Origin of the sequence: Rhodocaloribacter litoris (assembly GCF_011682235.2) — a bacterium.
In the GTDB taxonomy this organism is placed as follows: domain Bacteria; phylum Bacteroidota; class Rhodothermia; order Rhodothermales; family ISCAR-4553; genus Rhodocaloribacter; species Rhodocaloribacter litoris.
Genome location: NZ_CP076718.1, coordinates 1,946,357 through 1,966,640, shown reverse-complemented (window position 1 = coordinate 1,966,640; position 20,284 = coordinate 1,946,357). Strand labels below are relative to the sequence as shown.

Here is a 20,284-nt window from a genome sequence, read left to right as displayed (position 1 = left end):
TGCTCGATAACCGTGAGGTGCTCCAACGGTTCGACAGCGACGTGTAGCGCATCTGGAAACGGAGCATCGTGCTACGAATCCGGGGGGCGGGGTATCTGCGAGCAAGGTGGTGAGGTAGCATACGCATGCTAATGGCGAATTACCTAACCAGATGATGTCCAAACGGCCAACGCATTTATTTTCTGAATAGGTAAAATAGATGCGTTGGCCGTGAGTACTTCTAAGTTATATGTATGACAATGTAAAATATTATTTGATATTGATAGCAATATTGGTGTGCAGTATCTGTGTTGGTTGCAGCTCGCAGGATGATGCCAATACGAATACTGTGTTCCAAATCGAACGAACTAAGATTCCTGTGGATACGATCTCTCAGATTTTGGCTGTAGAATCGATTGGAGATTCTTTGTATTTCGATGTTGTGATTGGGATGCATCATGTGCCCGGTAAGGGGTTCTTTGTCAGCATGTTAGGAGAAAGAAAAATATTACATTTGGGCGACGATTTGAAGCCAGTAAATATCATTGGAAAGCCTGGGGAAGGCCCTGGTGAATTGTCTTATCCCGCACATATAATTTCTCATTTTGACTCACTGTACGTGGCTGATGGTAGGATAATAGAAGTTTATACATTATTGGGCAAATATATTCGTTCGTTTAATATGCCAATGTATGATGAGGTATTTGGGGTAATGGAGAATTATGTTTATGCAGGAACAAAAAGTGAGAGAAACCCCATTTCTAAAATCGGATTGAATGGGGAGGTAATTTTCGGTTTTGGGGAATGGAGACATTCTGACAAAGAGGGTTATTACAGGGTGTTGAATTCTCGTTTTGTAAAACCGTTGATTAGTGAGACCCTAGTTTCTGTAATCATGACTGAACCGATCATAGAAATCTATTCTCCTCAAGGTCAATTATAGCGCTACTCAGGGACTTTGACCCAAATAACCACAGTGTTTGAACCACCCCACGGCATCGGAGGGCCTAACCGCGGCCACCCCCTGCTCCACGGACGCCTCCAACGCCTGCGCCGTCTCTGCACGCGCGCGTTTGACCACATGCTTGATTTTGTTCCAGGCCAACTCGATCGGGCTCAGATCCGGACTATAACGCGGCAGCGGCAATACCTCCGCCCCGGCCGCCTCGATCAGGTCCTTGATCCCCTCGACACCATGAATCGTGGCATTGTCCCAGATGACGACGTCTCCCTGCCTCAGATACGGGACCAGGTGCCGGCGCACAAACCCGCGAAAGGTCCACCCACGCACCGTGCCTGCGTGCGTGGCCACGACCCCCGACCCATCGAATCCCATCCAGCCGATCAAGCTACGCCGAATCGGACTGCGCAGCGGCGCGCGCTCATGGCAGCGCGCACCGCGAACACTGTAGCCGTAGGGGAGCCGCATGCCCACCTCCACCCGGCTCTCATCGACCACCTTGATCCGCTCAGGGGCGATCTCGGACAGACGCTGCCTGAAAGCCATGCGCTCGGCTTGAACCGCTGGACGATCTTGTTGGGAAGGTCTCAAGGTCTTTTTTTTCGTGTGATCCCCAGGCGCTTAAGGGCCCGGCTGACGGTCTGTTGGCTGACCGGACGTCCGGCTTCGGTGAGGCGATGGGCCAGTTGCTCCTGCGTCAGATCCGGGTTTTCCTTGAACAGTTGCAGCAGCCATTGTCGGTCTTGTGGGCCGAGGATGGGGCTACGGCCATTGAAGCGCGTACGGGGTAAGAGCGAACCGGTGCTTCGGTAGAGTTTGACCAGACGTCTGACGGTGCGTTGAGAGACGGAAAAGCGCTGGGCGATGTGTTTTTGTGAGCCTTCCCCGTTGAGGTAGGCCTTCACGATACGTTCTCTGAGATCAGGGGAGAGGGCTTTCATGAGCACTGGAGCAAGCGGAGCGGAGACGAGCTACTAATAACTTGAAGCAACCACAATTGTTGCGGACCATGTTACTGCGTAGCGCTATAATTAAGGAGGTGAATCTATCTGGATTGAATATAATGAAAGATATTTATGCGAAGGTTAGGGAGAAAAATAATGAATATTACATGAGTGGAAAATTTAACAATTATAGTTCATTATACAGAGATATATATGTATCTAATGACCGGATATATCTTGTGTGTCCAGGTCCGAAGAATGAGTCGGGAGACTACATCCTTGTTCTCAAGTATCTTGAAGGTAACTTGGTGACCGAAAGGTGGCTTTATCCCTTGAAAGATGGCAATAGAACGATACTGATGAGCATAGCCGTTACCAGTGATGGCAGGATGCTGGTCTACGACAGTATTAGCGGTGCACTACTTCTCTACGACCTGAACAGACAAGCTTCATAAACCAAACCATGACCGTAAGCACCGAACGCCTCTCGCTGGTCTTCACGGGGATCCTCGTTACCTGTGCCCTCGTCATTACAGCATTAGTATTACGGCGCGAGTTGAGTGACCTGCTTGCAAATGCTGCGACGGGTGCCCCTCCGCGCACTATCGCAAACTGGCACCATCTCAGTCAGGATGGTGAACGGGTAGGCTTGGCAGATGCTCCTGTGCGTATCGTCGTGTACTCCGACTATCAGTGTCCCTTTTGTCGGCAACAGCATACCATCCTGCAGGATATACGCGCCCGCTTCGCAGATCGAGTTGCGATCACCTTCAAACACGTGCCGCTGATGTCCATCCATCCACTGGCACGGCAGGCTGCCCTAGCGGCTGAGTGTGCGGCCAGGCAAGCTCGTTTCGAAGCGTACCACAACCTGTTGTTCGAGCACCAAAGTCGACTTCACCCCGGGTACTGGGACAGCCTAGCTATAGAGGCAAGGTTGCCGAACCTTGAGGCCTTTCGAGATTGTATGGAACGGGAACTTCCGGCAGCTCGCATCGACCGGCACGTCATGCAGGCTGATTCGCTCGGTATTCGCTCGGTTCCCACCCTCGTCATCAGCGATCGTATCCTGCAGGGCATGCGGCCGGCGCAAGAGCTGGAGCGTCAGATCCTGGAGGTAATGAACCGGCAAGGGCACAGGTAGGTTGTACAAAAGCGGTTGCAAATGAACGTTTTCCCTACCTCTATTGCATATCGGGCAACTGTGGCAGATGTACAGAAGATGGTGAAGCAGGCGCAAACTAGTGCAGCTTCACAGTATGTCTGACGGGTAGAGGCGCTTCAGCTTCACCCGCGCATCGGCCGTCGTGAACTGCCAGTCTACGCCACGCTGCTTCGCCGTGCGGACTCGTGCCCACGCGCTCGGGCAACTCCTCCCAGGGGATGTCCGTTCGGGCCACGTAGAGCACGGCGTCAATGAAGAGGCGGTTGTCCCTGGCATTGCGCCCAGGCTTGCCGGGCTGCCCGGGCAGCAGGTCTTTGATGCGTTCGTAGTCTCGGTCGGAGATGGCGTAACGGTACATAGGAGGCTATGAGGGTTGACTTTGAAAGCGAAGCCAAACGCCCGGACCTGCCCGCCGGTGCCGCCATTTGTGAACTCTTCATTTGTCCATACCACCTAACCCGTGCGTCTGGAAGCAGGAAAACTTCCTGCTTCCAGACGCATAGACCATTCATGCTTATGAAACAATGCCTTCCTGATAGGGAAACGCGAACCCTGCTCATCCTGGCCCTTATCCTGCTGGTTGCCGTCCCCGGATGCGCGGGACAGGCCGAGGATACCCGGGCCGGCAACAGAACGGAAACGACGGCTCTGCCCCGCGATCCCGAACCGGCTACGTTCGACGAGGTTTTTGCCCTGCAGCGAACCACCGTGCTCGAAGGCTCCGCCGAAGAACCCCTCTTCGACATGGGCCACTTCGCCGTCTCCGAAGACCACTTCGTCATCCCCGACCCGCAGAACCACCGCGTGCTGCGCTTCCGGCGCGACGGCACCTTCGTCGACGCCTGGGGACGCAACGGCCAGGGACCCGGCGAGTTCACCGAACCGGACTGGGTGGGCCTCGACCGCCAGGGACGCATCTTCGTCCGGGAGAACACGCCCAACTTCCGGGTGCAGTTCTTCGATGCGGCCGGGCAGTACCTCGACACGTTCCCGCTCTACACCTTCGGCCCGCTGACGCAGTCCTTCCTCGTGGAAGAGGCCGGGGCGGTGCGCTTCGTCACGGTGACGCACATCTACTGCGACGAGGAGCGGCGGGAGCAGGGGTTCTGCACGGTGCAGGAGCAGGACCTGGAGGGGGAGGTGCTGCGCCGCTACGCCCCCGAACGCGAGATCCAGCCAGACTTCAGGGGGCTGCCCTTCATCGCGGGGCGGGATGCCTCGGGGCGGATGTACCTGGCGCATCGGAGGGGGGACCGGGTGGCGGTCTACGACGCGGCGGGCCGGCTGGAGCGGGTCATCGACCTGAAGCCCTCCCCCGACGTGGTCCCGCTCGACATGGCCGCGCTCCCGCGTGATCCTGTAAAGAGCGCGAGGCAATCCGATAAGATGAAGTATACCCTGGTCCGGAATATCTACCCGGTGGGGGACTACGTGGTGATCGACTTCTGGCGGGCCAACTTTCCGGGAGACGGGCCGCGTGTGGTGATCAACGTGTTCGACCGCGAGGGGCGGCTGCTCTACCACGGGATCGAGCACGAGCGGGGGATCACGCAGGGGGCCGGGGATCGGTTCTACATCGTCACCCAGGACGAGGCGTATGACTTCGGGCGGTACGAGATCCGCGAATACACGCTGCGCCTGCCTTGAGAGGAAAAGCGATGACAAAGGATCTGCTCTTGCATGGTGCCTACCTGCTGATGGTGGGCCTGCTCGCCTGGAACGTCTATGAGCTTCGTTCCCGAAGCGCAATGCTTCAGGCCTCCGTGGACCAGTACGAAGCCTATAGAAAAGGGGTGGTCTGAAGGGGCGATAGTTCAGCAGGGTGGATAAGGCGATGCGGCGTGTATGGACGCGTCACGCGTCCTACGCCGCGATACATCGCTCCTGGACCCCTCCAGTCCCAGCTTGCGTGTTCACATACGAGCAAAGCGGCGTGTACGCGCCGCAATGGGAACTGCTACAGGAACAGTGGCTAAAAACATCCTGGCGGTCGGAGCGACCGTAGCCGAACGATCGTTCGGCAAAGCCTGTGGAGACCTGAGTAAGACCAGATCAGCTGTTCAGGCGATGCTATATCGCCGGTTGCATGGCGTCGGTCTATTTGGACGCGTTCCGCGTCCAGAAGCAGGAATCTCCCGTCTTTAGACGGGGGAGGCTCAACTGGAAAACCCCGTGTACCAGGACCCGGCCCTGCCCGCACTACCGGACTCGACCTTGCCCGCCTTCCGATTTCCTTTCACGAGCGGGGAGGGTGCATTCTCCACGGAACAACTCGGCGAAAAGCCCCACCTTTTGATCGTATTTACCCCGGAGGACTGCTCGGTCTGCTTCAGCGAAATCCCTTTCTGGGAGCGGCTGCAGGCTACGTTCGGAGATCGGGTCAACGTCGTGGGCATTGTGTCGGGCCACCCGGCGGAAAAGAGCACAGCATTCCTGAAAAGGCGAAAAATCAACATTCCGGTTGCTGTGGATCCGGAGGGTCGTATGCTCGATTTTTTACAACTCAGGAACACGGGCTTGACGCCGGTAAAAGTCTTCGTTGATCCGTCAGGGCGTGTGTGGCATGTGGCACGTACCACGTATGCCAATGCGCTGGCACAATTACGTTACGCCCGGGCGCTCCATACCCTCCTCGGACAATCTGAAACCCGGGACAGGCGTTACAGAGCACGTTTACCTGAGTAGAAGGTATCTGGACCGGGGAAACAGTTCCTTTTCAACGGCCCGTCGCACGCAGGGGTGGCGGGCCGTTTCCTCGGGTGGTGGGCATCGGGCGGAAGAAACCGTATCTTCCCCCGTCCCGTAGAGGCGACGGGCCGGCACGCCGCTCGGGCGTCCGGTCCGTGCCTTTCCGCGTAACCCACCCTGCAGATCCATGAGAGCCCTGCTTATCGCCGGCCTGGTGTGGCTCGGGTCGGTGGCCCCGGTGGCGGCGCAGCAGGTGGCGCCGGCGCCCCGGCCGACCATCGCCGACGGGCCGCTGAGCGAGCGCCGCGTCAGCTACACGATGGACGTCACGCTCGACCCCGAGGCCCGCACCGTGCGCGGCACCGAGCGCGTCACCTGGCGCAACCCGGACCGCGTGCCCGTCGACGAGCTGCAGTTCCACCTCTACCTGAACGCCTTCAAGAACGAGCGCTCAACGTTCATGCGCGAGAGCGGCGGGCGGCACCGGGGCTTCTCGGCCGGGGGCGACGACGCCTGGGGCGGCATCACCGTGGACCGCATGGCCCTCGCCCCGGCCTCGGACGTGCTGCCGCAGCCGCTCTACACGGCGCCCCAGACCGACCTCACCGGTGCCATTACCTTCATCCGCCCGGACGACGGCAACCCGGACGACGAGACGGTCATCGCGGTGAAGCTGCCCCGCCCCGTGGCCCCCGGCGAGACCATCGCCCTGGACATCGACTTCACGGCGAAGCTGCCCCGCATCTTCGCCCGCACGGGCTGGGCCGAGACGGAGCAGGGCAACCTCTTCTTCATGGTCGCCCAGTGGTTCCCCAAGCTCGGCGTCTACGAGGTGCCGGGCCAGCGGTACGTGCCGGCGGACGCCCCCCGCGGCCGGTGGAACACCCACCAGTTCCACGCCAACAGCGAGTTCTACGCCGACTTCGGGACGTACGACGTGACGATGACCGTGCCCGAGGGCTACGTCGTCGGCGCCACGGGCGTGCAGGTGGCCGAGGAGACCGCCGGCGGCCAGACGAGGCTCACCTATCGCGCCGAAGACGTGCACGACTTCGCCTGGACCGCCTCGCCCGACTTCCTCGAATTCACGGACACGTGGCGGCACGTGCAGCTACGCCTGCTCATCCAGCCCCACCACGCCGGCCAGGTCCAGCGCCACTTCGATGCCGCGAAGGCCGCCCTCGAACGCTTCGACGCCTGGGTGGGCGAATACCCATACACGACCCTCACCCTGGTCGACGGCATCGGCGGGAGCAACGGCATGGAGTACCCGACGCTCATCACCTGCGGCACCACGTACATGCTCCCTTCGTGGCTGCGTCTGGTGGAGGTGGTCACCGTGCACGAGTTCGGCCACCAGTACTTCTACGGGATGCTGGCCAGCAACGAGGCCGAGGAGGCCTGGCTGGACGAGGGGATCAACTCGTACATGGAGGCCCGCATCATGGACGAGGCATACGGCCCCGGCGCCGTCATCGACCTGCCCTTCCTCAAGGTGAGCGATGCGGGCATGCAGCGGCTCATGTACACGAAGAACGCGCCCGGGCGCGGCGCCATCTACACCCGCTCGTGGGAATATGCTTTCCCGGGTGACTACAGCAAGGCGTCGTATGCCAAGCCGGCCACGGTTCTGTTCACGCTGGAGAACTACCTGGGGTGGGAGCGCATGCAGGAGGTCCTGCGCACGTACTATGCCCGCTGGCGCTTCCGCCACCCCACCACGCGCGACTTCATCGCCGTCGTGGAAGAAGTCGCCGGGGAGGACATGGACTGGTTCTTCGAGCCGTACGTCTACGGCACGGCCGTGGTGGACTATGCCGTCGCCTCGATCGGCAGCCGCCGTACCGACCCGCCCGGCGGCGCGGCGGACACGGCGGAGACGTGGTACCGGAATGAGGTCACCCTGGAACGACGGCGCGACGGCACCTTCCCGCAGACGCTCTACGTTCGCTTCTCCGACGGCACCGAGGAAACCGTCTCCTGGGACGGCACGGCGGCCTGGGAACGCTTCACCTTCAACCGCCCGGCCCGCCTCGTCGAAGCCTTCCTCGACCCCGAGGACCACGTGCGCCTCGACGTCAACCGGCTCGACAACCGCCGCGTGAGCCGGCCCGACCATACCCTCGCCCGCAGGGAGCAGCTGCGCTTCACCACGCGGCTGCAACAGCTCCTCTACCTCGCTGCCGCCCTCTTCTAACCCGAACGATCATGGTACGCAAGAGCATGGTTGCCGGTCTCGTGGCCGTGCAGCGACGCCCGGGGCTCGTCGCCCTGACCTACGGCGTCAACCTCGCCCTGGCCTTCATCCTGGCCGTGCCCGTCTACGTCGTCCTGGCCGACGTCGTCGGCCCGACCGGCTTCGGCGACGACCTCGTGCACCGGTTCGACATCGTTCTCTGGGCCGACATCCTGGAGAAAGCCGGACCGCTGCTGGGCGCCCTCTGGTCACAGCTCCTGTGGATGATCCCGCTCTATGTGGTCTGGAAGGTGCTGCTCAGCGTCGGGCTGTTCCACGCGCTGCGCGACGGCGCCGCCCGCCCGTTCTGGACGGGCGTGGGCCGCTACGGCGGGCGTGGCCTCCTGGTCTCGGCGATCTACGGCGTGCTGGGGCTCGTCTGGGCCGGCTTCTCGGCGCTGGTGACCGCGGGCATCGTGCTGGGCTGGGGCGGCGAGGTGGGCGCCTTCTGGGGCGGCTTCGTCGTCGGACCGGCGCTGGCCGCGCTGGGCCTGGCCGTCCTCGACCTGATGCACGACTATGCCCTGATCGCCGTGGTGACCGACGAACGCCGCGTGTGGGCGGCGTTGCTGGCGGGTATCCGGTGGCCGCTCCGGCACGCGGCCGCGCCGGCTTTGTACGCGCTCTGGCTCCTTCCGGCGGCGCTGCTCCTCCTGCTCCCCACCCTGGTCGAGTTCAACCTGGGGGGCGTCTGGGGCGTGTTCCTGCTGCAACAACTCTTCCTCGTCGCCCGCGCGGCCGTGACGGTGGCCTGGTACGGCAGCGAAGTGGCCCTGTATGAGGCGGTCCGGCAGCAGGAGACGCCGCTCCTGGCCGGGACGGACGCCCCCGTACCTTTCGCTTCCGGTGAGGTGGCCTCCGGCCGGAGCGGCTGACGCCCGTTCCCCGGCAGGGAGCGACTCGCACGGGGGCGGGTCATCCACGCCCGGGTGTTCGGAGGAGGCGGCCCGCCCTTTTCGCCGAGGTATCCGGGAAAAAATACAGGCCGGACGTGCGCGGTTCGTCCGGCCTGCATGGCCTCATCGGAAGACGCTCCTTCTCGTATCGGCCTGGTGCACGGGAAGGAGGCCGCAACAGACAGGAGGTAGCAGGTGCCTGTTGCGGGAAGAAAGGGGCGGTGTCGTCCTGATAACGTTTGGGTGGTCCGGGCTATAGAAAAGGGGTGGTCTGAAGGGGCGATAGGACTCCCTGCTTCAGCAGGGTGCATAAGGCGATGTCCCATCGCCCCTGGACCCCTCCAGTCCCAGCTTGCGTGTTCACATACGAGCAAAGCGGCGTGTACGCGCCGCAATGGGAACTGCTACAGGAACAGCGGCTAAAAACATCCTGGCGGTCGGAGCGACCGTAGCCGAACGATCGTTCGGCAAAGCCTGTGGAGACCTGAGTAAGACCAGAGCAGCTGTTCAGGCGATGCTATATCGCCGGTTGCATGGCGTCGGTCGATGAAGCAGGAATCTCCCGTCTAAAGACGCTTACCTTTACCCACAAGTGCCGTGAGATTAGCAGAAGGATGCTGATCAAATAACCTTTTACCCCATCGAAGCCATTGAAGAGGAGCCCCCCGATGGATACGGAAGCAATCCCAGACCTCCCTGAGGTCGATGAACTCTCCACCTGGCTTGTGCATGAATTGCACGACATGGCGCTGGGCGACAAGCGCCTGGACCGGCGACTGCTCGACACCGGCGCCAAACTGGCGGCCAGGCCTTCGGTGTCGATCAATCAGGCCTGTGCGGATTGGGCCGACACCAAGGCCGCCTACCGGCTCTTCGACAATGCCAAAACGACCGCCGAGAAGATCCGGGCGCCCCATTATCGCCGTACGCGGGAGCGGGCCCAGGGGCACAAACGGCTCTTTGCCATTCAGGATACGACCTACCTGAACTATACCCATCATCCCAGTACAAAGGGGCTCGGACCCATCGGCACCGCGCAGCAGAACCTGTCCGGCATAGTCATGCACACCAGCCTGCTCATGACCGAGCAGGGCCTTCCGCTCGGATTGGCCGGTCAGGCCATCTGGGTGCGCCCCCCCACGATGCACCAGCGCACCGCAGACGAACGACGCAAGCTGCCCATCGAAGAGAAGGAAAGTTCCAAGTGGCTCCAGGCCCTGCAACAGACCCAGGCCGTCGTTCCCCCCGAGGCCCAGCTCATCACCATCGGCGACAGCGAGTCCGACCTTTTTGAGCTTTTTCACCAGGCCCGCACCCTGGAGACCGACCTGCTGGTGCGAGCCGCCCAGAACCGCTCCGTCTGTGCACCCGAAGTGGGGCGGCTCTGGGAGGTGATGGGCCGGCAAGCGGCGTGCGGGCAGTTGCAGGTGCTCGTCCCCGCCCGCAAAGGGAAGCCGAAACGCCAGGCCTCGGTCACGGTGCGCTTTGCGCCTGTGAGCTTGAAAGCCCCTCGGCACCTGCGCAAAAAGATGGGCGATATGCCGCTCTATGCGGTGCTGGTGCAAGAGGAGGCCCCGCCCGCGGAGGACCCGCCTTTGTGCTGGCTTCTTTTGAGCACGGTGCCGGTGCATCGTTTTGCCGACGCCGTGGAGCGGATCCGGTGGTACGGCCTGCGCTGGCAGATTGAGGTCTATCACAAGGTGCTCAAATCGGGATGCCGTGTGGAAAAAGCCCAGTTGGCCAGCGTGGAGCGTCTGATGCCCTATCTGGCCCTGTTCAGCATCATAGCCTGGCGTCTTTTCTGGATGACCCTGGTGGCCCGTCATGCGCCTGATGCGCCCTGCACGCTGGTGCTGGCCGAGCATGAGTGGCGGGCTCTGTATGCCTTCCACCACAAGACGCAGCAGGTGCCTGCCCGGCCGCCCACGGTGGGCCAGGTGGTCCTGTGGATCGCCCGGCTGGGCGGCTTTCTGGCTCGCAAAAGCGATGGGCCTCCGGGTGTCACTGTGCTCTGGCGCGGCTGGCAACGTCTCACCGATATCGCCTCCGCCTGGCTCGTCTTTCACCCCTCCTGATTTGTGGGTAAAGGTAAGCTAAAGACGGGGGAGGCTCAATGTGTGGACGGGCAGCCGGGGAGCGGGGTGGTGCACGGAGAATCCGCGCTCGGCCGCTCAACCCGTCCGCGTCTCCGCCAGCAGGTCCCGGATCTCTTCGGGGCGAGGCATCTGGAAGATCCGGCCCTGTTCCACGAGCAAATCGTTCACGAATTTGGCCAGGGCCAGGCGTTCCGGCACGGTGAGGTCTTCGGCGTCAAAGACGTGCATCAGGTTGTGCCAGGCCGGTTCCGCGATCTGACCGCGCACGTAGCGGGCCAGCAACAGCGGAAGAGCCGATGACGAGGCAGCATTCGGGGGGGACATCGTTTCCATGGGAAACCGGGGCAGGCATTGGGGACAACCATTTCTTTGTCGTACTTTCACAAAATCCAGACCAACTCCGGCGCCGGGAGCCCGCTGCGCCGGATGAAAAAGCGGGCAGCCGGCGGTACGGGTCTTCCTCCTTCGAAAAAACCCCTGAAACAGGCTGGAAAGGCGGGTGAAGTATCACGCTGTTTCTGCGGGAGATGGAGCGGCCCGTGTGGAGGGCGCAGGGCAAGACGGCGGGCATGCCGAGAAAAGTGCACATCCGGCACCGCCGGTGGCAGAACTTTCCCCGTGCCGGGAGCGGGCGGCCGGTGCGGGCGGTGTGCAGGCGAGGGGACAGCCGTGTCCACTCCGTGGAGGGCCCGTCAGACGAGGTTGTCCCGGAGCCAGGCATCCACCTCGCGTTCGAGGTCGAAGGCGTCGTGGGGGCGGAAGCGGAAGGAGACGTGCCGGAAGTCGCCGCTGCCGTCGGGGACGGGGACGTAGTGCGGGGCGTAGTCTTCGGCGTGCCCGGCGATGTGGCGGAGGGCCTCGGCGGCGGCGTCCACGTCCGCGCGCGTGTTGTAGAGGCCGAAGGAGACACGCACCATGCCGGGCTTCTCGGTGGCGTCGTGCACGCGGGTCATGCAGGCGTCCGGTGCCACGCCGTGCTCGTCGGCGATGCCCAGGAGCTGGCGCACGAAGGGTTGGGCGCAGAAGCACTCGTTCCGCACGGCGATGCCGAAGTAGTCGTTCAGCACGGCCGTGACGAAGCCGTGGGGCAGCCCCTCGATGTTGAACGTGATGACGCCGATGCGGTCGGCCACTTCGAGCCGGTGCGAGCCGTAGAGGTGCAGGCCCGGGATGGCTTCGAAGCGGTCCAGAGCGTACTGCGTCAGCTGCCGTTCGTCCGCCTCGATCACATCCATACCGATGCGGCCCATCAGGTAGAGCGTGGCGGCCAGCGCCAGCGCGCCGGGGATGTTCGGCGTGCCGGTCTCCTCACGGTCGGGCAGCCGGTCGGTGATGGTATAGCGCCTGGCGTCGACGAAGGTGACCACGCCGCCGCCGATCTCCTCCGGCTCCAGCCCCAGGAACAGGTCTTTCCGGGCCACGATGACGCCGGGGCTGCCGGGCGCGTAGATCTTGTGCCCGCTCATCACGAGCACGTCGAGGTTTTCGGCGGGGTCTTCGGCCACCACCGAGAGGGGCAGGTGGGCGGCCGACTGGGCGGCGTCGACGAGCACCAGAGCCCCGGCCGCGTGGGCCATGCGGGCGATCTCGTGCACCGGGTTGATGATGCCCGTCACGTTCGAGGCGCAGGTGATGGCCACGTAGTTGAGCCGGTCGGCGTGGGCCTCGATGGCTTCGGCCAGGGCTTCCAGGTCGACGCGCCCCGCCTCACCGTCGGGGTCGTGCTCGAGCGGCACGTGCACCACCTTCCCGGCGTGCTTGCGGTGGGGCAGGTCGTTGGCGTGGTGCTCCATCAGCGTGGTGATGACCACGTCGCGCTCGGGTCGTTTGTGCGCCAGCACCCGTGCCATCCGGTTGATGCAGCCCGTGACCCCGTTGCCGTGGAAGACGGCGGTGTAGGCGTCGTCGGCCCCCACGAAGTCGAGCACGATCCGGTGGGCCTGGTGGTAGAGCGCCGTCATGATGCGGGCGCCGAAGTGGAGCTGCGAGTGCGTGTTGGCGTAGTGGGCCAGCGCCCGGTGCACGATGGCGTCGGCGACCTTCAGGCGCAGGTTGGAGGCGGCGCTGTCCAGGTAGATGCGGCGGGCGCGCCGGCCGTCGGCCAGTTCGTACTCGGTGTCGAGCCCGTAGAATTCGGGCCGGAGCCGTTCGAGCAGGGCTTCCCGCTGCGAGCGCGGGCCGAAGGGTTGCAGGCGCGGGGCGTGCAGCAGGTCCATCGGGTCACCTCCCGGAGCGTGGTTTGACGGGCATTTCGGAAGCGGACCGAAGCGCTTCCATGCGTCAAGGTACGGTGCCGGCCGGGCAATCCCAACGTGCCGGCGCCGCGCTTCCCCCTATTTCCCGGAAGATTCGAGGGGCAGGCTGAAGCAGACCGTCGTGCCCCGTCCCCGTCCCGCCGACTCGATCCAGATGCGGCCGCCGTGGGCCTCGACGATGCGCCGGGCCAGGGCCAGGCCCGCCCCGGCTCCCTCGTGGGTGGCCTCCAGCCGCTCGAACAGATCGAAGACCCGCTCGTGATAGACGGGTTCGATGCCGGTGCCGTTGTCTTTCACGAAGCAAACGGGGTGCGGGTTGGCCGGCCGGGCGCCGATCTCGATCCGGGGCGCTTCCGAGGGTTTGGTGAACTTGAGGGCATTGTCGAGCAGAATGGTCAGCACCTCGCGCAGGCGCTGGGGATCGCCCCGGACGGTGGGCAGGTCGTCGGCCACGAGGATGGTGGCGCCCTTCTGTTCGATGCGTGCGGCGACGGTCGCCAGGGCGTCGTCGACGAGGTCGCGCAGGCGGACGCGCCGGGGGGCGCCTATGGGTCGCCCCAGGCGGGTCAGCTCGAGCAGGTGATCGAGGGACTGCTGCATCGTCCGGGCGGCCTGTTCGATGATCGAGAGGTCGTCTTCGGCCCGCACGGTGTCGGCACGGGCCAGGTCGTCGCGGATCAGCCCGGCAAAGCCGGTGATCGTGACGAGCGGCGTCTTCAGCTCGTGCGAGATGGTGTAGGCGAAGCGCTCCAGCTCGGCTTTCTGGCTTTCCAGGGTGTGGATGAGCCGTTCCCGTTCCACCGCGCTCCGGCGCAGGGCCGTGACGATCACGGCGACGAGGAGCGACGGCGCGGCGATGGAGGTGAGGAAAAGTTGCAGGAGGTGCGCCTGCAGGGCCGGTGCGGCGCCGGTCGCGGCGATGGGGCCGTGACCGGCATACGTCCATGCCAGCGCAGCGGTGGTGAGGAGCAGCGCGGTCAGGCTGTGGCCGGCCGGTCCGAAGCGCAGCGCACCCCAGATCAGCAGCGGCAGCAGCAGGAACAGCAGGGGGGTGAAGGGGCGAGTGAAGACGAAGGTCGTCGTCGCCAGGAGGAGCAGGACGAGGCCCGCCGCTTCGAGCGCGGCGTGGCGCCGGCGGAAGACGGCCCCGGCCGCGGGCGTCCAGGTCAGCAGGACCGGTGCCACGATGATCATCGCCAGCGCCGTCGAGGCCCACCAGATGCGCAGGGCCTCCAGCCAGGGGGCTCCCAGGGCCGCGTGGAGGACCGTCGCACCGAGGAGGGCGCCCGGCAGGGGCGTCAGGCAGGCCACCAGCAGGAAGCCCAGCGCCGCGGGCAGGGTCGTCAGGCGGAAGGGCCGCCCGAAGTGCCGCTGCAGCAGCCAGGCACCCGGCAACACCTCCGCCAGGCTGCCCGCGGCCAGCCCCAGCGTCGCGGGCAGGGTCCCGCCCAGGAGCAGGTTGGCGGCCACGTCGGCGACGAAACAGGCTCCCAGGAACAGCGGCCACCGGGCCGGTGTGCTCCGCAGCAACACCCCCAGCAGGACGGCCACGGGCGGCCAGATGAACGCCACATACCCGGCACGCGTCGCCAGCGTGATCGACAGAAGCGCCAGCAGAAAGTAGACCAGCGCCAGCGCCGCAGCACTTCGTGCCGGAAGCGAAAAGGTCATGCGTCGGACAACGCCGGTGAAAAGAATGCCCGTGGCGCCTTCTTACTGCAGCACGATCTCTTTGCGAAGCCGTGCCACGGGAATGCCCAGTTGCTCGCGGTATTTCGTCACCGTCCGGCGGGCAATCTTGAAGCCCCGCTTCTCCAGCATCTTGGCGATCTTCTGGTCCGAAAGGGGTTTCTTCTTGTCTTCGCCGGCGATGATGCTCTCGATGATCGCCTTGACCTCCTTGTTCGACACCTCCTCGCCGCTCTCGGTCGTCAGGCCCTCGGAGAAGAAGTACTTGAGTTCATAGACCCCGAAGTCGCACTGCACGTATTTGCCGTTGACGACGCGGCTGACGGTCGAGATGTCCATGTCGATCAACTCGGCGACGTCCTTGAGGATCATCGGCTTGAGGTACCCTTCCCCGAACTTGAAGAAGTCTTCCTGCAGTTGCACGATGGCGTGCATCACCTTGAGCATCGTCTGGCGCCGCTGGTTGATGGAGTTGATGAACCAGCGGGCGGATTCGAGTTTGCTTTTGAGGAAGGCTTTCGTCTCGGCGTCGATACCGTTTTCGCGGTGCCCCTTTTTCTGGGCGGCGGAGAGCTTTTCGAGCATCTGGCGGTATTGCCGGGAGATGCGCAGCTGCGGGGCGTTGCCGCTGTTGAGCGAGATGATGAATTCCCCGTCGATGTAGCGGACGGTGAAGTCGGGTGTGATGTAGTTCTGCGTGGGGGTGAACTCGCCTTCGCCGGGTTTGGGGTTGAGCCGCTGGATGAGGTCGTAGGCTTCCTTGAGCTCTTCGCCCGAGACGCCGAGCTTCTTCATGATGGCGTCGAAGTGCTTCATGGTGAAGGCTTTGTACGCCTCTTGCAGCATGCGGCGGGCGACGTCGCGGCCGGGGGTGTCTTCGTCCATCAGTTCGAGCTGCACGAGGAGGCATTCGCGCAGGTCGCGTGCGGCGATGCCGGGGGGATCGAGCCGCTGGATGCGCCGGAGCACGCGCTCGACGTCGTCCTCCGTGGGCAGGACGCCGTGGTTGAAGGCAATGTCGTCGATGATGGATTCGAGGGGGCGGCGGAGGTACCCGTCCTCGTCGATGGAGCCGATGATCTGTTCGGCGATGAGGGTGTCGGTTTCGTCCAGATCGAGAAAGAGGAGCTGGTCCATGAGGTGCTCGGTCATGCTGACGCGGGCGGGCATGGGCAACTCGCGCCGGTCCTCCTCGTCCGGCTGGTCGACGCGGGCCTTGTAGCCGTAGAGGTCGTCTGCGCTGTTGAGGTATTCGTCCCAGTCGTATTCTTCCTCCTTGTCGATCTCGGGTTCTTCCGCCGTCTCCTCCTCGCCGGCGGTGTCTGCGGCCTCCTGGGGCTCCTCGCTCTCCAGGTTGTCTTCCAGCTCCTGGAGTTCCTCGTCTTCCTCTCCCTCTTCCAGCAGCGGGTTGGCCTCCAGTTCGGCCTTGATCCGCTGTTCGAGCGCAAGCGTGGGCAGTTGCAGCAGCTTGATATATTGAATCTGCTGGGGAGAGAGCTTCTGCTGAAGCGTCTGTTTTTGCTGGAGGTTGAGCATGACGATCTCACGGGCGTCGGCTAGCCCGGTCGCGAGGCCGGCGCGAGGGCGTCGCGGCGTTGCGTCCAGGCCAGCCGGAATTTTTCATACCAGTCCATTCCATATTTGCGCACGAGCGGTTCGCGCAGGAAATCTACCAGTTGAACGTTGTGACGGCGGCCATGTTTGCGGGCGGCTTCGCAGAGCGGCACCTGTTCGTAGTTGAGCACCTCGATGTCGCCGTAGGTCTGCACCCGTACCGGGAAGAGGTGGCAGGAGATCGGCTTGGGAAAGTCGATGCGGCCGGCGAGGTAGGCTTTCTGCAGGGCGCATTTGGCGACGGGGCCGTCGTAGGTGACGAAGACGCAGGCGGCGCCGTCGACGCAGGTGGTGGCGTAGGCACCCGGTTCCACCTCTTCCCACACGCCGTCGCGTTCGATGACGGCCAGGGCTTCGGGCGTAAGATACTTGCGCACCCGGGGCAGGGCGGCTTCGAGGAGAGCCCGTTCCCCGGGTTCGAGCGGGGCCCCGGACTCGCCGTGCACGCAACACCCGCCCCGGCACGCGCCGAGCAGGCAGGAGAACGGCGCGTCGAGCAGGTCGTCGGAAATGAGGATGTGGTCTACAGCAAACATGATGCCTCAAACGTAGAATACCCGGCGCGGTTTGTCAACCGGCTCGCGATAAAAGGCGGTTATTTCCGGGGGAATTATCGGCTCCGACGGGCGTATCAAAAGCGTTGCCCCGGCCTCACCGGGGCTGACAGGGGCCTGTCAGTGCCGGTTCGTATCTTGTCCCCTCGACTACCCGGCGCGACGCCTCCGGCAACGGGGGCGCGGGCCGTGCCGGGGTTTCCTGAAGCTCAGATGCCAGACCGTATGTCGTCCCGTTCGGATGCCCTCGCCCCCCGCCCGTTTCGCGGCGAGGAGGACCTCGAGAAAGCCCTCCGGCCCACCCGCCTCGACGAGTTCGTGGGCCAGCAGCAGATCAAGGACAACCTGCGGGTTTTCATGACGGCGGCGCTCCAGCGCGGCGAGACGCTCGACCACGTCCTGCTCTCGGGGCCGCCGGGGTTAGGTAAATGCATCACCCCGGACAGCCTTGTCCTCACAGAAGATGGATGGGTCGAATTTCGGTCGCTCCTGCCCGACGACATGGAACCCGACGATCATCGTCCGGCTGATGCGACCGTGTACGGCCTGAATGGCCTGGAACCGGCCACCCTCGTCTACTACAGCGGGCGGGTGCCCACCCTCCGGGTCCGGACCCGGGCCGGCTTCGAACTGGAAGGAACGCCGCACCATCCCGTTCTTGTGGCCACCTCAGAAGGACCACAATGGAAACGCCTCGACCAACTCACACGGGAGGACTTCGTGGCCATCGGGTGTGGCCTGAAGGTCCCGGGTCGTTTCCACTACGCGACCTGGCTACCGGACGCGCCCCGGGACCGGCGGCGTCGCATGGATATCACGATCCGGCGGTTGCATGAGCACCTGAGCCTCCGGTTTCACCGCTCCCCGACCGGCATCGAACTGCGCAACGCCTACGCCGCCCTCAGCGGTGCCCACAACACACCGACGCCCGTGCAGGCGGCCCATCGGCTGGGCCTGCCGCTTGCGGATGGGCGACGCCTGACAGGCCGACACGCTCCACAGGATCCGGTGGGGGGTCTACCCCCTCGCTGGCAGCAACGCATCACGCTCGACGCCGACCTGGCCTATTTGCTGGGCGTCGTGATCGGGGACGGGCATATCGAAAAAGGAGCGGCTTACCCGGCCTTCACCATCACCTGCAACGATCCCGTTTTGCAGGCCGAGCTGCGGCGCATCAGCGAAACGCACTTCGGTTGTAAACCGGTCGTACACCGCTACCGGAACCGCACCGCTTCCCTGCGATTCAGCAAAAACGTGGGCCGTGTTTGTGCGGCGTTCGGTCTCCGGGCCGCCAGCGCAGCGGACAAGGTCGTCCCCCATGCCGTGCTCAGCAGCCCGCCCGAAGTGATGATCGGCTTCCTGCAGGGTCTTTTCGATGCAGACGGCCACGCACGAAAAGACGGCATCGAACTGGGCACGCGCTCGGAACAACTGTCGAAGCAGGTGCAGATCCTGCTTGCGGGGCTGGGCATCATCGCCTACCGTCACCGGAAACACCGGGCCGGTAGGCCCTTCTGGAGTCTGTTCATCGGGGGCAAGGACGCCGTGCGTTTTTACCGCACCGTCGGGTTCAGGTTACCCCAGAAGCAGGCCCGGGCTTCGTGCATGCCGGCACGCCGGGGGTGGAGCAAGACGGATCTCGTGCCCGGCGCGCCCGCCCTGCTCCGTTCCCTGCTTGAAAAATCCCGTCCTCAGCCCCGGCCGGTACACCGGGCTTTCGAGCGGGTGAAACGGGAAAAACGGGCGATGACCCGGCAGCGGATCGGGCAGCTGCTCGGGCTTCTGCCACCCGACGTTCGGAAGGAGCCTGAATACGACCGGCTGGTGGCCCTGATGAACCCCCGGCTGTGCTGGGATCGCGTGGCCGAGGTCGAGCCCTCGGAAGCGGATGCCTATGACTTCGTGGTGCCGGGAACGCATTCGTTTGTCGCCAACGGGTTCTTCTGTCATAACACCACGCTCGCCCACATCATCGCCGAGGAGATGGGCGCGGCGATCAAGACCACCAGCGGGCCGGTGCTCGACAAGCCCGCCAGCATCGCCGGGCTGCTGACGAACCTGAACGAGGGCGACGTGCTCTTCATCGACGAGATCCACCGCCTGCCCCCGGTCGTCGAGGAATACCTCTACTCGGCGATGGAGGACTACCGCATCGACATCCTCATCGACAGCGGCCCCAACGCCCGCAGCATCAAGATCAGCCTGCCGCCGTTCACCCTCATCGGGGCGACCACGCGCAAGGGGCTGCTCACGGCGCCGCTGCGGGCCCGCTTCGGCATCGACTTCCGGTACGACTATTACACCGCCGACCTGCTCCGCGAGATCGTGCTGCGCTCGGCACGGATCCTCGGCGTCGCCATCACCGACGACGGCGCCTACGAGATCGCCCGGCGCAGCCGGGGCACGCCCCGCATCGCCAACCGGCTGCTGCGCCGCACCCGCGACTTCGCCGAAGTGGAAGGGGACGGGCGCATCACCTTCGCCATCGCCGACCGGGCCCTGCACGCGCTCAACGTGGACGAAGCCGGCCTCGACGAGATGGACAAGCGCATCCTGCTGACCCTCATCGACAAGTTCGGGGGCGGCCCCACCGGCCTGGCGAACCTGTCGGTCTCGGTGGGCGAGGATGCCGGCACCATCGAGGAGGTCTATGAACCGTACCTCATCCAGGAAGGATTCATGGAGCGGACCCGCCTGGGCCGGGTGGCAACCCCCCGCGCCTACGAGCACTTCGGCCTCGCCCCGCCTCGCCGCACGGGCGACCTTTTCTCCGGCGTGTGAGCAAGCCGCCTAGGTCGCCGAGGTGGCGTCGCCGACCAGGGAATGGCTCGCCAGGATGAGGCGTGCCGTTGCCGTGTTGGTGGCCAGCGGCACGTTGTGCACGTTGCAGACGCGCATCAGCATCTGAATGTCCGGGTCGTGCGGGTGCTTGTCGAGCGGGTCGACGAAGAAAAAGACGGCGAACACTTCTCCGACGGCCACACGGGCCGCGATCTGCGCATCCCCGCCGAGCGGGCCGGAAAGCACCCGCTCCACCGGCAGGCCCACCTCGTCCTGGAGCATCTTGCCCGTGGTTCCCGTGGCGACGAGGTCGAACTGAGCCAGGTGTTTGCGGTTACGCATGGCAAAGGCCACCATATCGGCCTTCTTGCCGTCGTGCGCGATGAGGGCGAGCGTACGACGCATAGGTTCGCACGGGTAGGTTGA

Annotated in this window: 17 protein-coding genes and 5 pseudogenes; 12 read left to right on the top strand and 10 right to left on the bottom strand. The window is 63.9% G+C overall.

Going from position 1 to position 20,284, the window contains the following annotated elements; all coding sequences use genetic code 11:
- Positions 1–358 precede the first annotated feature (358 nt).
- On the top strand, positions 359–922 hold the full coding sequence (locus tag GQ464_RS08120; protein WP_166981874.1) for an NHL repeat-containing protein: 564 nt from the start codon (positions 359–361) through the stop codon (positions 920–922).
- 6 nt (positions 923–928) lie between these two features.
- Here the strand turns inward: GQ464_RS08120 and GQ464_RS08115 are convergent, their stop codons facing one another.
- Complete coding sequence (locus GQ464_RS08115) at positions 929–1,486, bottom strand: transposase (protein WP_166982035.1); 558 nt, start codon at positions 1,484–1,486, stop codon at positions 929–931.
- Between the two features lie 41 nt (positions 1,487–1,527).
- Positions 1,528–1,881: a helix-turn-helix domain-containing protein gene (locus tag GQ464_RS08110; RefSeq protein ID WP_166982032.1), complete on the bottom strand. Its 354-nt coding sequence runs from the start codon at positions 1,879–1,881 to the stop codon at positions 1,528–1,530.
- Positions 1,882–1,949: 68 nt separating this feature from the next.
- Between GQ464_RS08110 and GQ464_RS08105 the strand changes: the two genes are divergently transcribed.
- Together GQ464_RS08105 and GQ464_RS08100 are read left to right on the top strand one after the other, a co-directional pair.
- A complete protein-coding gene (locus GQ464_RS08105; protein WP_166981964.1) occupies positions 1,950–2,339 on the top strand; it encodes a hypothetical protein in 390 nt (129 codons plus the stop codon).
- An 8-nt stretch (positions 2,340–2,347) separates the two neighbouring features.
- Positions 2,348–3,028, top strand: coding sequence for a DsbA family protein (locus GQ464_RS08100; protein ID WP_166981961.1), 681 nt, complete (start codon positions 2,348–2,350; stop codon positions 3,026–3,028).
- Positions 3,029–3,136: 108 nt separating this feature from the next.
- On the opposite strand, the pseudogene GQ464_RS08095 reads toward GQ464_RS08100, so the two are convergent.
- Both GQ464_RS08095 and GQ464_RS08090 read right to left on the bottom strand, forming a co-directional pair.
- Positions 3,137–3,259: pseudogene (locus GQ464_RS08095) on the bottom strand (IS630 family transposase); the annotation flags it as partial.
- Position 3,260: 1 nt separating this feature from the next.
- Positions 3,261–3,407 (bottom strand): annotated as a pseudogene (locus GQ464_RS08090) (transposase); the annotation flags it as partial.
- A 158-nt stretch (positions 3,408–3,565) separates the two neighbouring features.
- Here GQ464_RS08090 and GQ464_RS08085 point away from each other — a divergent pair.
- From GQ464_RS08085 to GQ464_RS08060, 6 genes are all read left to right on the top strand, one after another.
- The gene (locus GQ464_RS08085; RefSeq protein WP_228350717.1) at positions 3,566–4,696 is read left to right on the top strand and encodes a 6-bladed beta-propeller; all 1,131 of its coding nucleotides are present in this window, start codon (positions 3,566–3,568) and stop codon (positions 4,694–4,696) included.
- A gap of 11 nt (positions 4,697–4,707) precedes the next feature.
- Entirely contained in the window at positions 4,708–4,851 is a 144-nt protein-coding gene (locus tag GQ464_RS08080) for a hypothetical protein (RefSeq protein WP_166981767.1), read from the top strand.
- Between the two features lie 370 nt (positions 4,852–5,221).
- Positions 5,222–5,734, top strand: coding sequence for a TlpA family protein disulfide reductase (locus tag GQ464_RS08075; protein ID WP_166981764.1), 513 nt, complete (start codon positions 5,222–5,224; stop codon positions 5,732–5,734).
- 190 nt (positions 5,735–5,924) lie between these two features.
- Positions 5,925–7,934, top strand: coding sequence for a M1 family metallopeptidase (locus GQ464_RS08070; protein ID WP_166981761.1), 2,010 nt, complete (start codon positions 5,925–5,927; stop codon positions 7,932–7,934).
- Between the two features lie 11 nt (positions 7,935–7,945).
- Complete coding sequence (locus tag GQ464_RS08065; RefSeq protein WP_166981758.1) at positions 7,946–8,848, top strand: hypothetical protein; 903 nt, start codon at positions 7,946–7,948, stop codon at positions 8,846–8,848.
- A 689-nt stretch (positions 8,849–9,537) separates the two neighbouring features.
- Complete coding sequence (locus tag GQ464_RS08060) at positions 9,538–10,944, top strand: IS4 family transposase (RefSeq protein WP_228350716.1); 1,407 nt, start codon at positions 9,538–9,540, stop codon at positions 10,942–10,944.
- Between the two features lie 96 nt (positions 10,945–11,040).
- Here the strand turns inward: GQ464_RS08060 and GQ464_RS08055 are convergent, their stop codons facing one another.
- From GQ464_RS08055 to GQ464_RS08035, 5 genes are all read right to left on the bottom strand, one after another.
- Positions 11,041–11,298 carry a hypothetical protein gene (locus GQ464_RS08055; protein WP_228350715.1) on the bottom strand — a complete coding sequence of 86 codons (258 nt, stop codon included), beginning with the start codon at positions 11,296–11,298 and terminating at the stop codon, positions 11,041–11,043.
- Between the two features lie 359 nt (positions 11,299–11,657).
- Entirely contained in the window at positions 11,658–13,181 is a 1,524-nt protein-coding gene (locus tag GQ464_RS08050) for an aminotransferase class V-fold PLP-dependent enzyme (protein WP_166978645.1), read from the bottom strand.
- Positions 13,182–13,298: 117 nt separating this feature from the next.
- Positions 13,299–14,891, bottom strand: coding sequence for a sensor histidine kinase (locus tag GQ464_RS08045; protein WP_166978649.1), 1,593 nt, complete (start codon positions 14,889–14,891; stop codon positions 13,299–13,301).
- 42 nt (positions 14,892–14,933) lie between these two features.
- Positions 14,934–16,445, bottom strand: coding sequence for an RNA polymerase factor sigma-54 (rpoN, locus tag GQ464_RS08040; protein ID WP_166978651.1), 1,512 nt, complete (start codon positions 16,443–16,445; stop codon positions 14,934–14,936).
- A 20-nt stretch (positions 16,446–16,465) separates the two neighbouring features.
- Positions 16,466–17,059: a DUF3109 family protein gene (locus tag GQ464_RS08035; protein WP_166978655.1), complete on the bottom strand. Its 594-nt coding sequence runs from the start codon at positions 17,057–17,059 to the stop codon at positions 16,466–16,468.
- 243 nt (positions 17,060–17,302) lie between these two features.
- Here GQ464_RS08035 and GQ464_RS19185 point away from each other — a divergent pair.
- The 3 pseudogenes from GQ464_RS19185 to ruvB all read left to right on the top strand — a co-directional run.
- Positions 17,303–17,506: pseudogene (locus GQ464_RS19185) on the top strand (Holliday junction branch migration DNA helicase RuvB); the annotation flags it as partial.
- Positions 17,507–17,509: 3 nt separating this feature from the next.
- Positions 17,510–19,027 (top strand): annotated as a pseudogene (locus GQ464_RS19180) (LAGLIDADG family homing endonuclease); the annotation flags it as partial.
- Positions 19,028–19,030: 3 nt separating this feature from the next.
- A pseudogene (ruvB, locus tag GQ464_RS19175) lies at positions 19,031–19,858 on the top strand (Holliday junction branch migration DNA helicase RuvB); the annotation flags it as partial.
- Positions 19,859–19,867: 9 nt separating this feature from the next.
- Here ruvB and GQ464_RS08025 read toward each other — a convergent pair.
- Entirely contained in the window at positions 19,868–20,263 is a 396-nt protein-coding gene (locus GQ464_RS08025) for a methylglyoxal synthase (protein ID WP_166978672.1), read from the bottom strand.
- Positions 20,264–20,284 lie beyond the last annotated feature (21 nt).

Bases quoted from the DNA above. Each gene is read 5' to 3' on its own strand.
- GQ464_RS08115 (WP_166982035.1), bottom strand. From the start codon at position 1,486: ATGGCTTTCAGGCAGCGTCTGTCCGAGATCGCCCCTGAGCGGATCAAG.
- GQ464_RS08110 (WP_166982032.1), bottom strand. From the start codon at position 1,881: ATGAAAGCCCTCTCCCCTGATCTCAGAGAACGTATCGTGAAGGCCTAC.
- GQ464_RS08105 (WP_166981964.1), top strand. From the start codon at position 1,950: ATGTTACTGCGTAGCGCTATAATTAAGGAGGTGAATCTATCTGGATTG.
- GQ464_RS08100 (WP_166981961.1), top strand. From the start codon at position 2,348: ATGACCGTAAGCACCGAACGCCTCTCGCTGGTCTTCACGGGGATCCTC.
- GQ464_RS08085 (WP_228350717.1), top strand. From the start codon at position 3,566: ATGAAACAATGCCTTCCTGATAGGGAAACGCGAACCCTGCTCATCCTG.
- GQ464_RS08080 (WP_166981767.1), top strand. From the start codon at position 4,708: ATGACAAAGGATCTGCTCTTGCATGGTGCCTACCTGCTGATGGTGGGC.
- GQ464_RS08070 (WP_166981761.1), top strand. From the start codon at position 5,925: ATGAGAGCCCTGCTTATCGCCGGCCTGGTGTGGCTCGGGTCGGTGGCC.
- GQ464_RS08065 (WP_166981758.1), top strand. From the start codon at position 7,946: ATGGTACGCAAGAGCATGGTTGCCGGTCTCGTGGCCGTGCAGCGACGC.
- GQ464_RS08060 (WP_228350716.1), top strand. From the start codon at position 9,538: ATGGATACGGAAGCAATCCCAGACCTCCCTGAGGTCGATGAACTCTCC.
- GQ464_RS08055 (WP_228350715.1), bottom strand. From the start codon at position 11,298: ATGGAAACGATGTCCCCCCCGAATGCTGCCTCGTCATCGGCTCTTCCG.
- GQ464_RS08050 (WP_166978645.1), bottom strand. From the start codon at position 13,181: ATGGACCTGCTGCACGCCCCGCGCCTGCAACCCTTCGGCCCGCGCTCG.
- GQ464_RS08045 (WP_166978649.1), bottom strand. From the start codon at position 14,891: ATGACCTTTTCGCTTCCGGCACGAAGTGCTGCGGCGCTGGCGCTGGTC.
- rpoN (WP_166978651.1), bottom strand. From the start codon at position 16,445: ATGCTCAACCTCCAGCAAAAACAGACGCTTCAGCAGAAGCTCTCTCCC.
- GQ464_RS08035 (WP_166978655.1), bottom strand. From the start codon at position 17,059: ATGTTTGCTGTAGACCACATCCTCATTTCCGACGACCTGCTCGACGCG.
- GQ464_RS08025 (WP_166978672.1), bottom strand. From the start codon at position 20,263: ATGCGTCGTACGCTCGCCCTCATCGCGCACGACGGCAAGAAGGCCGAT.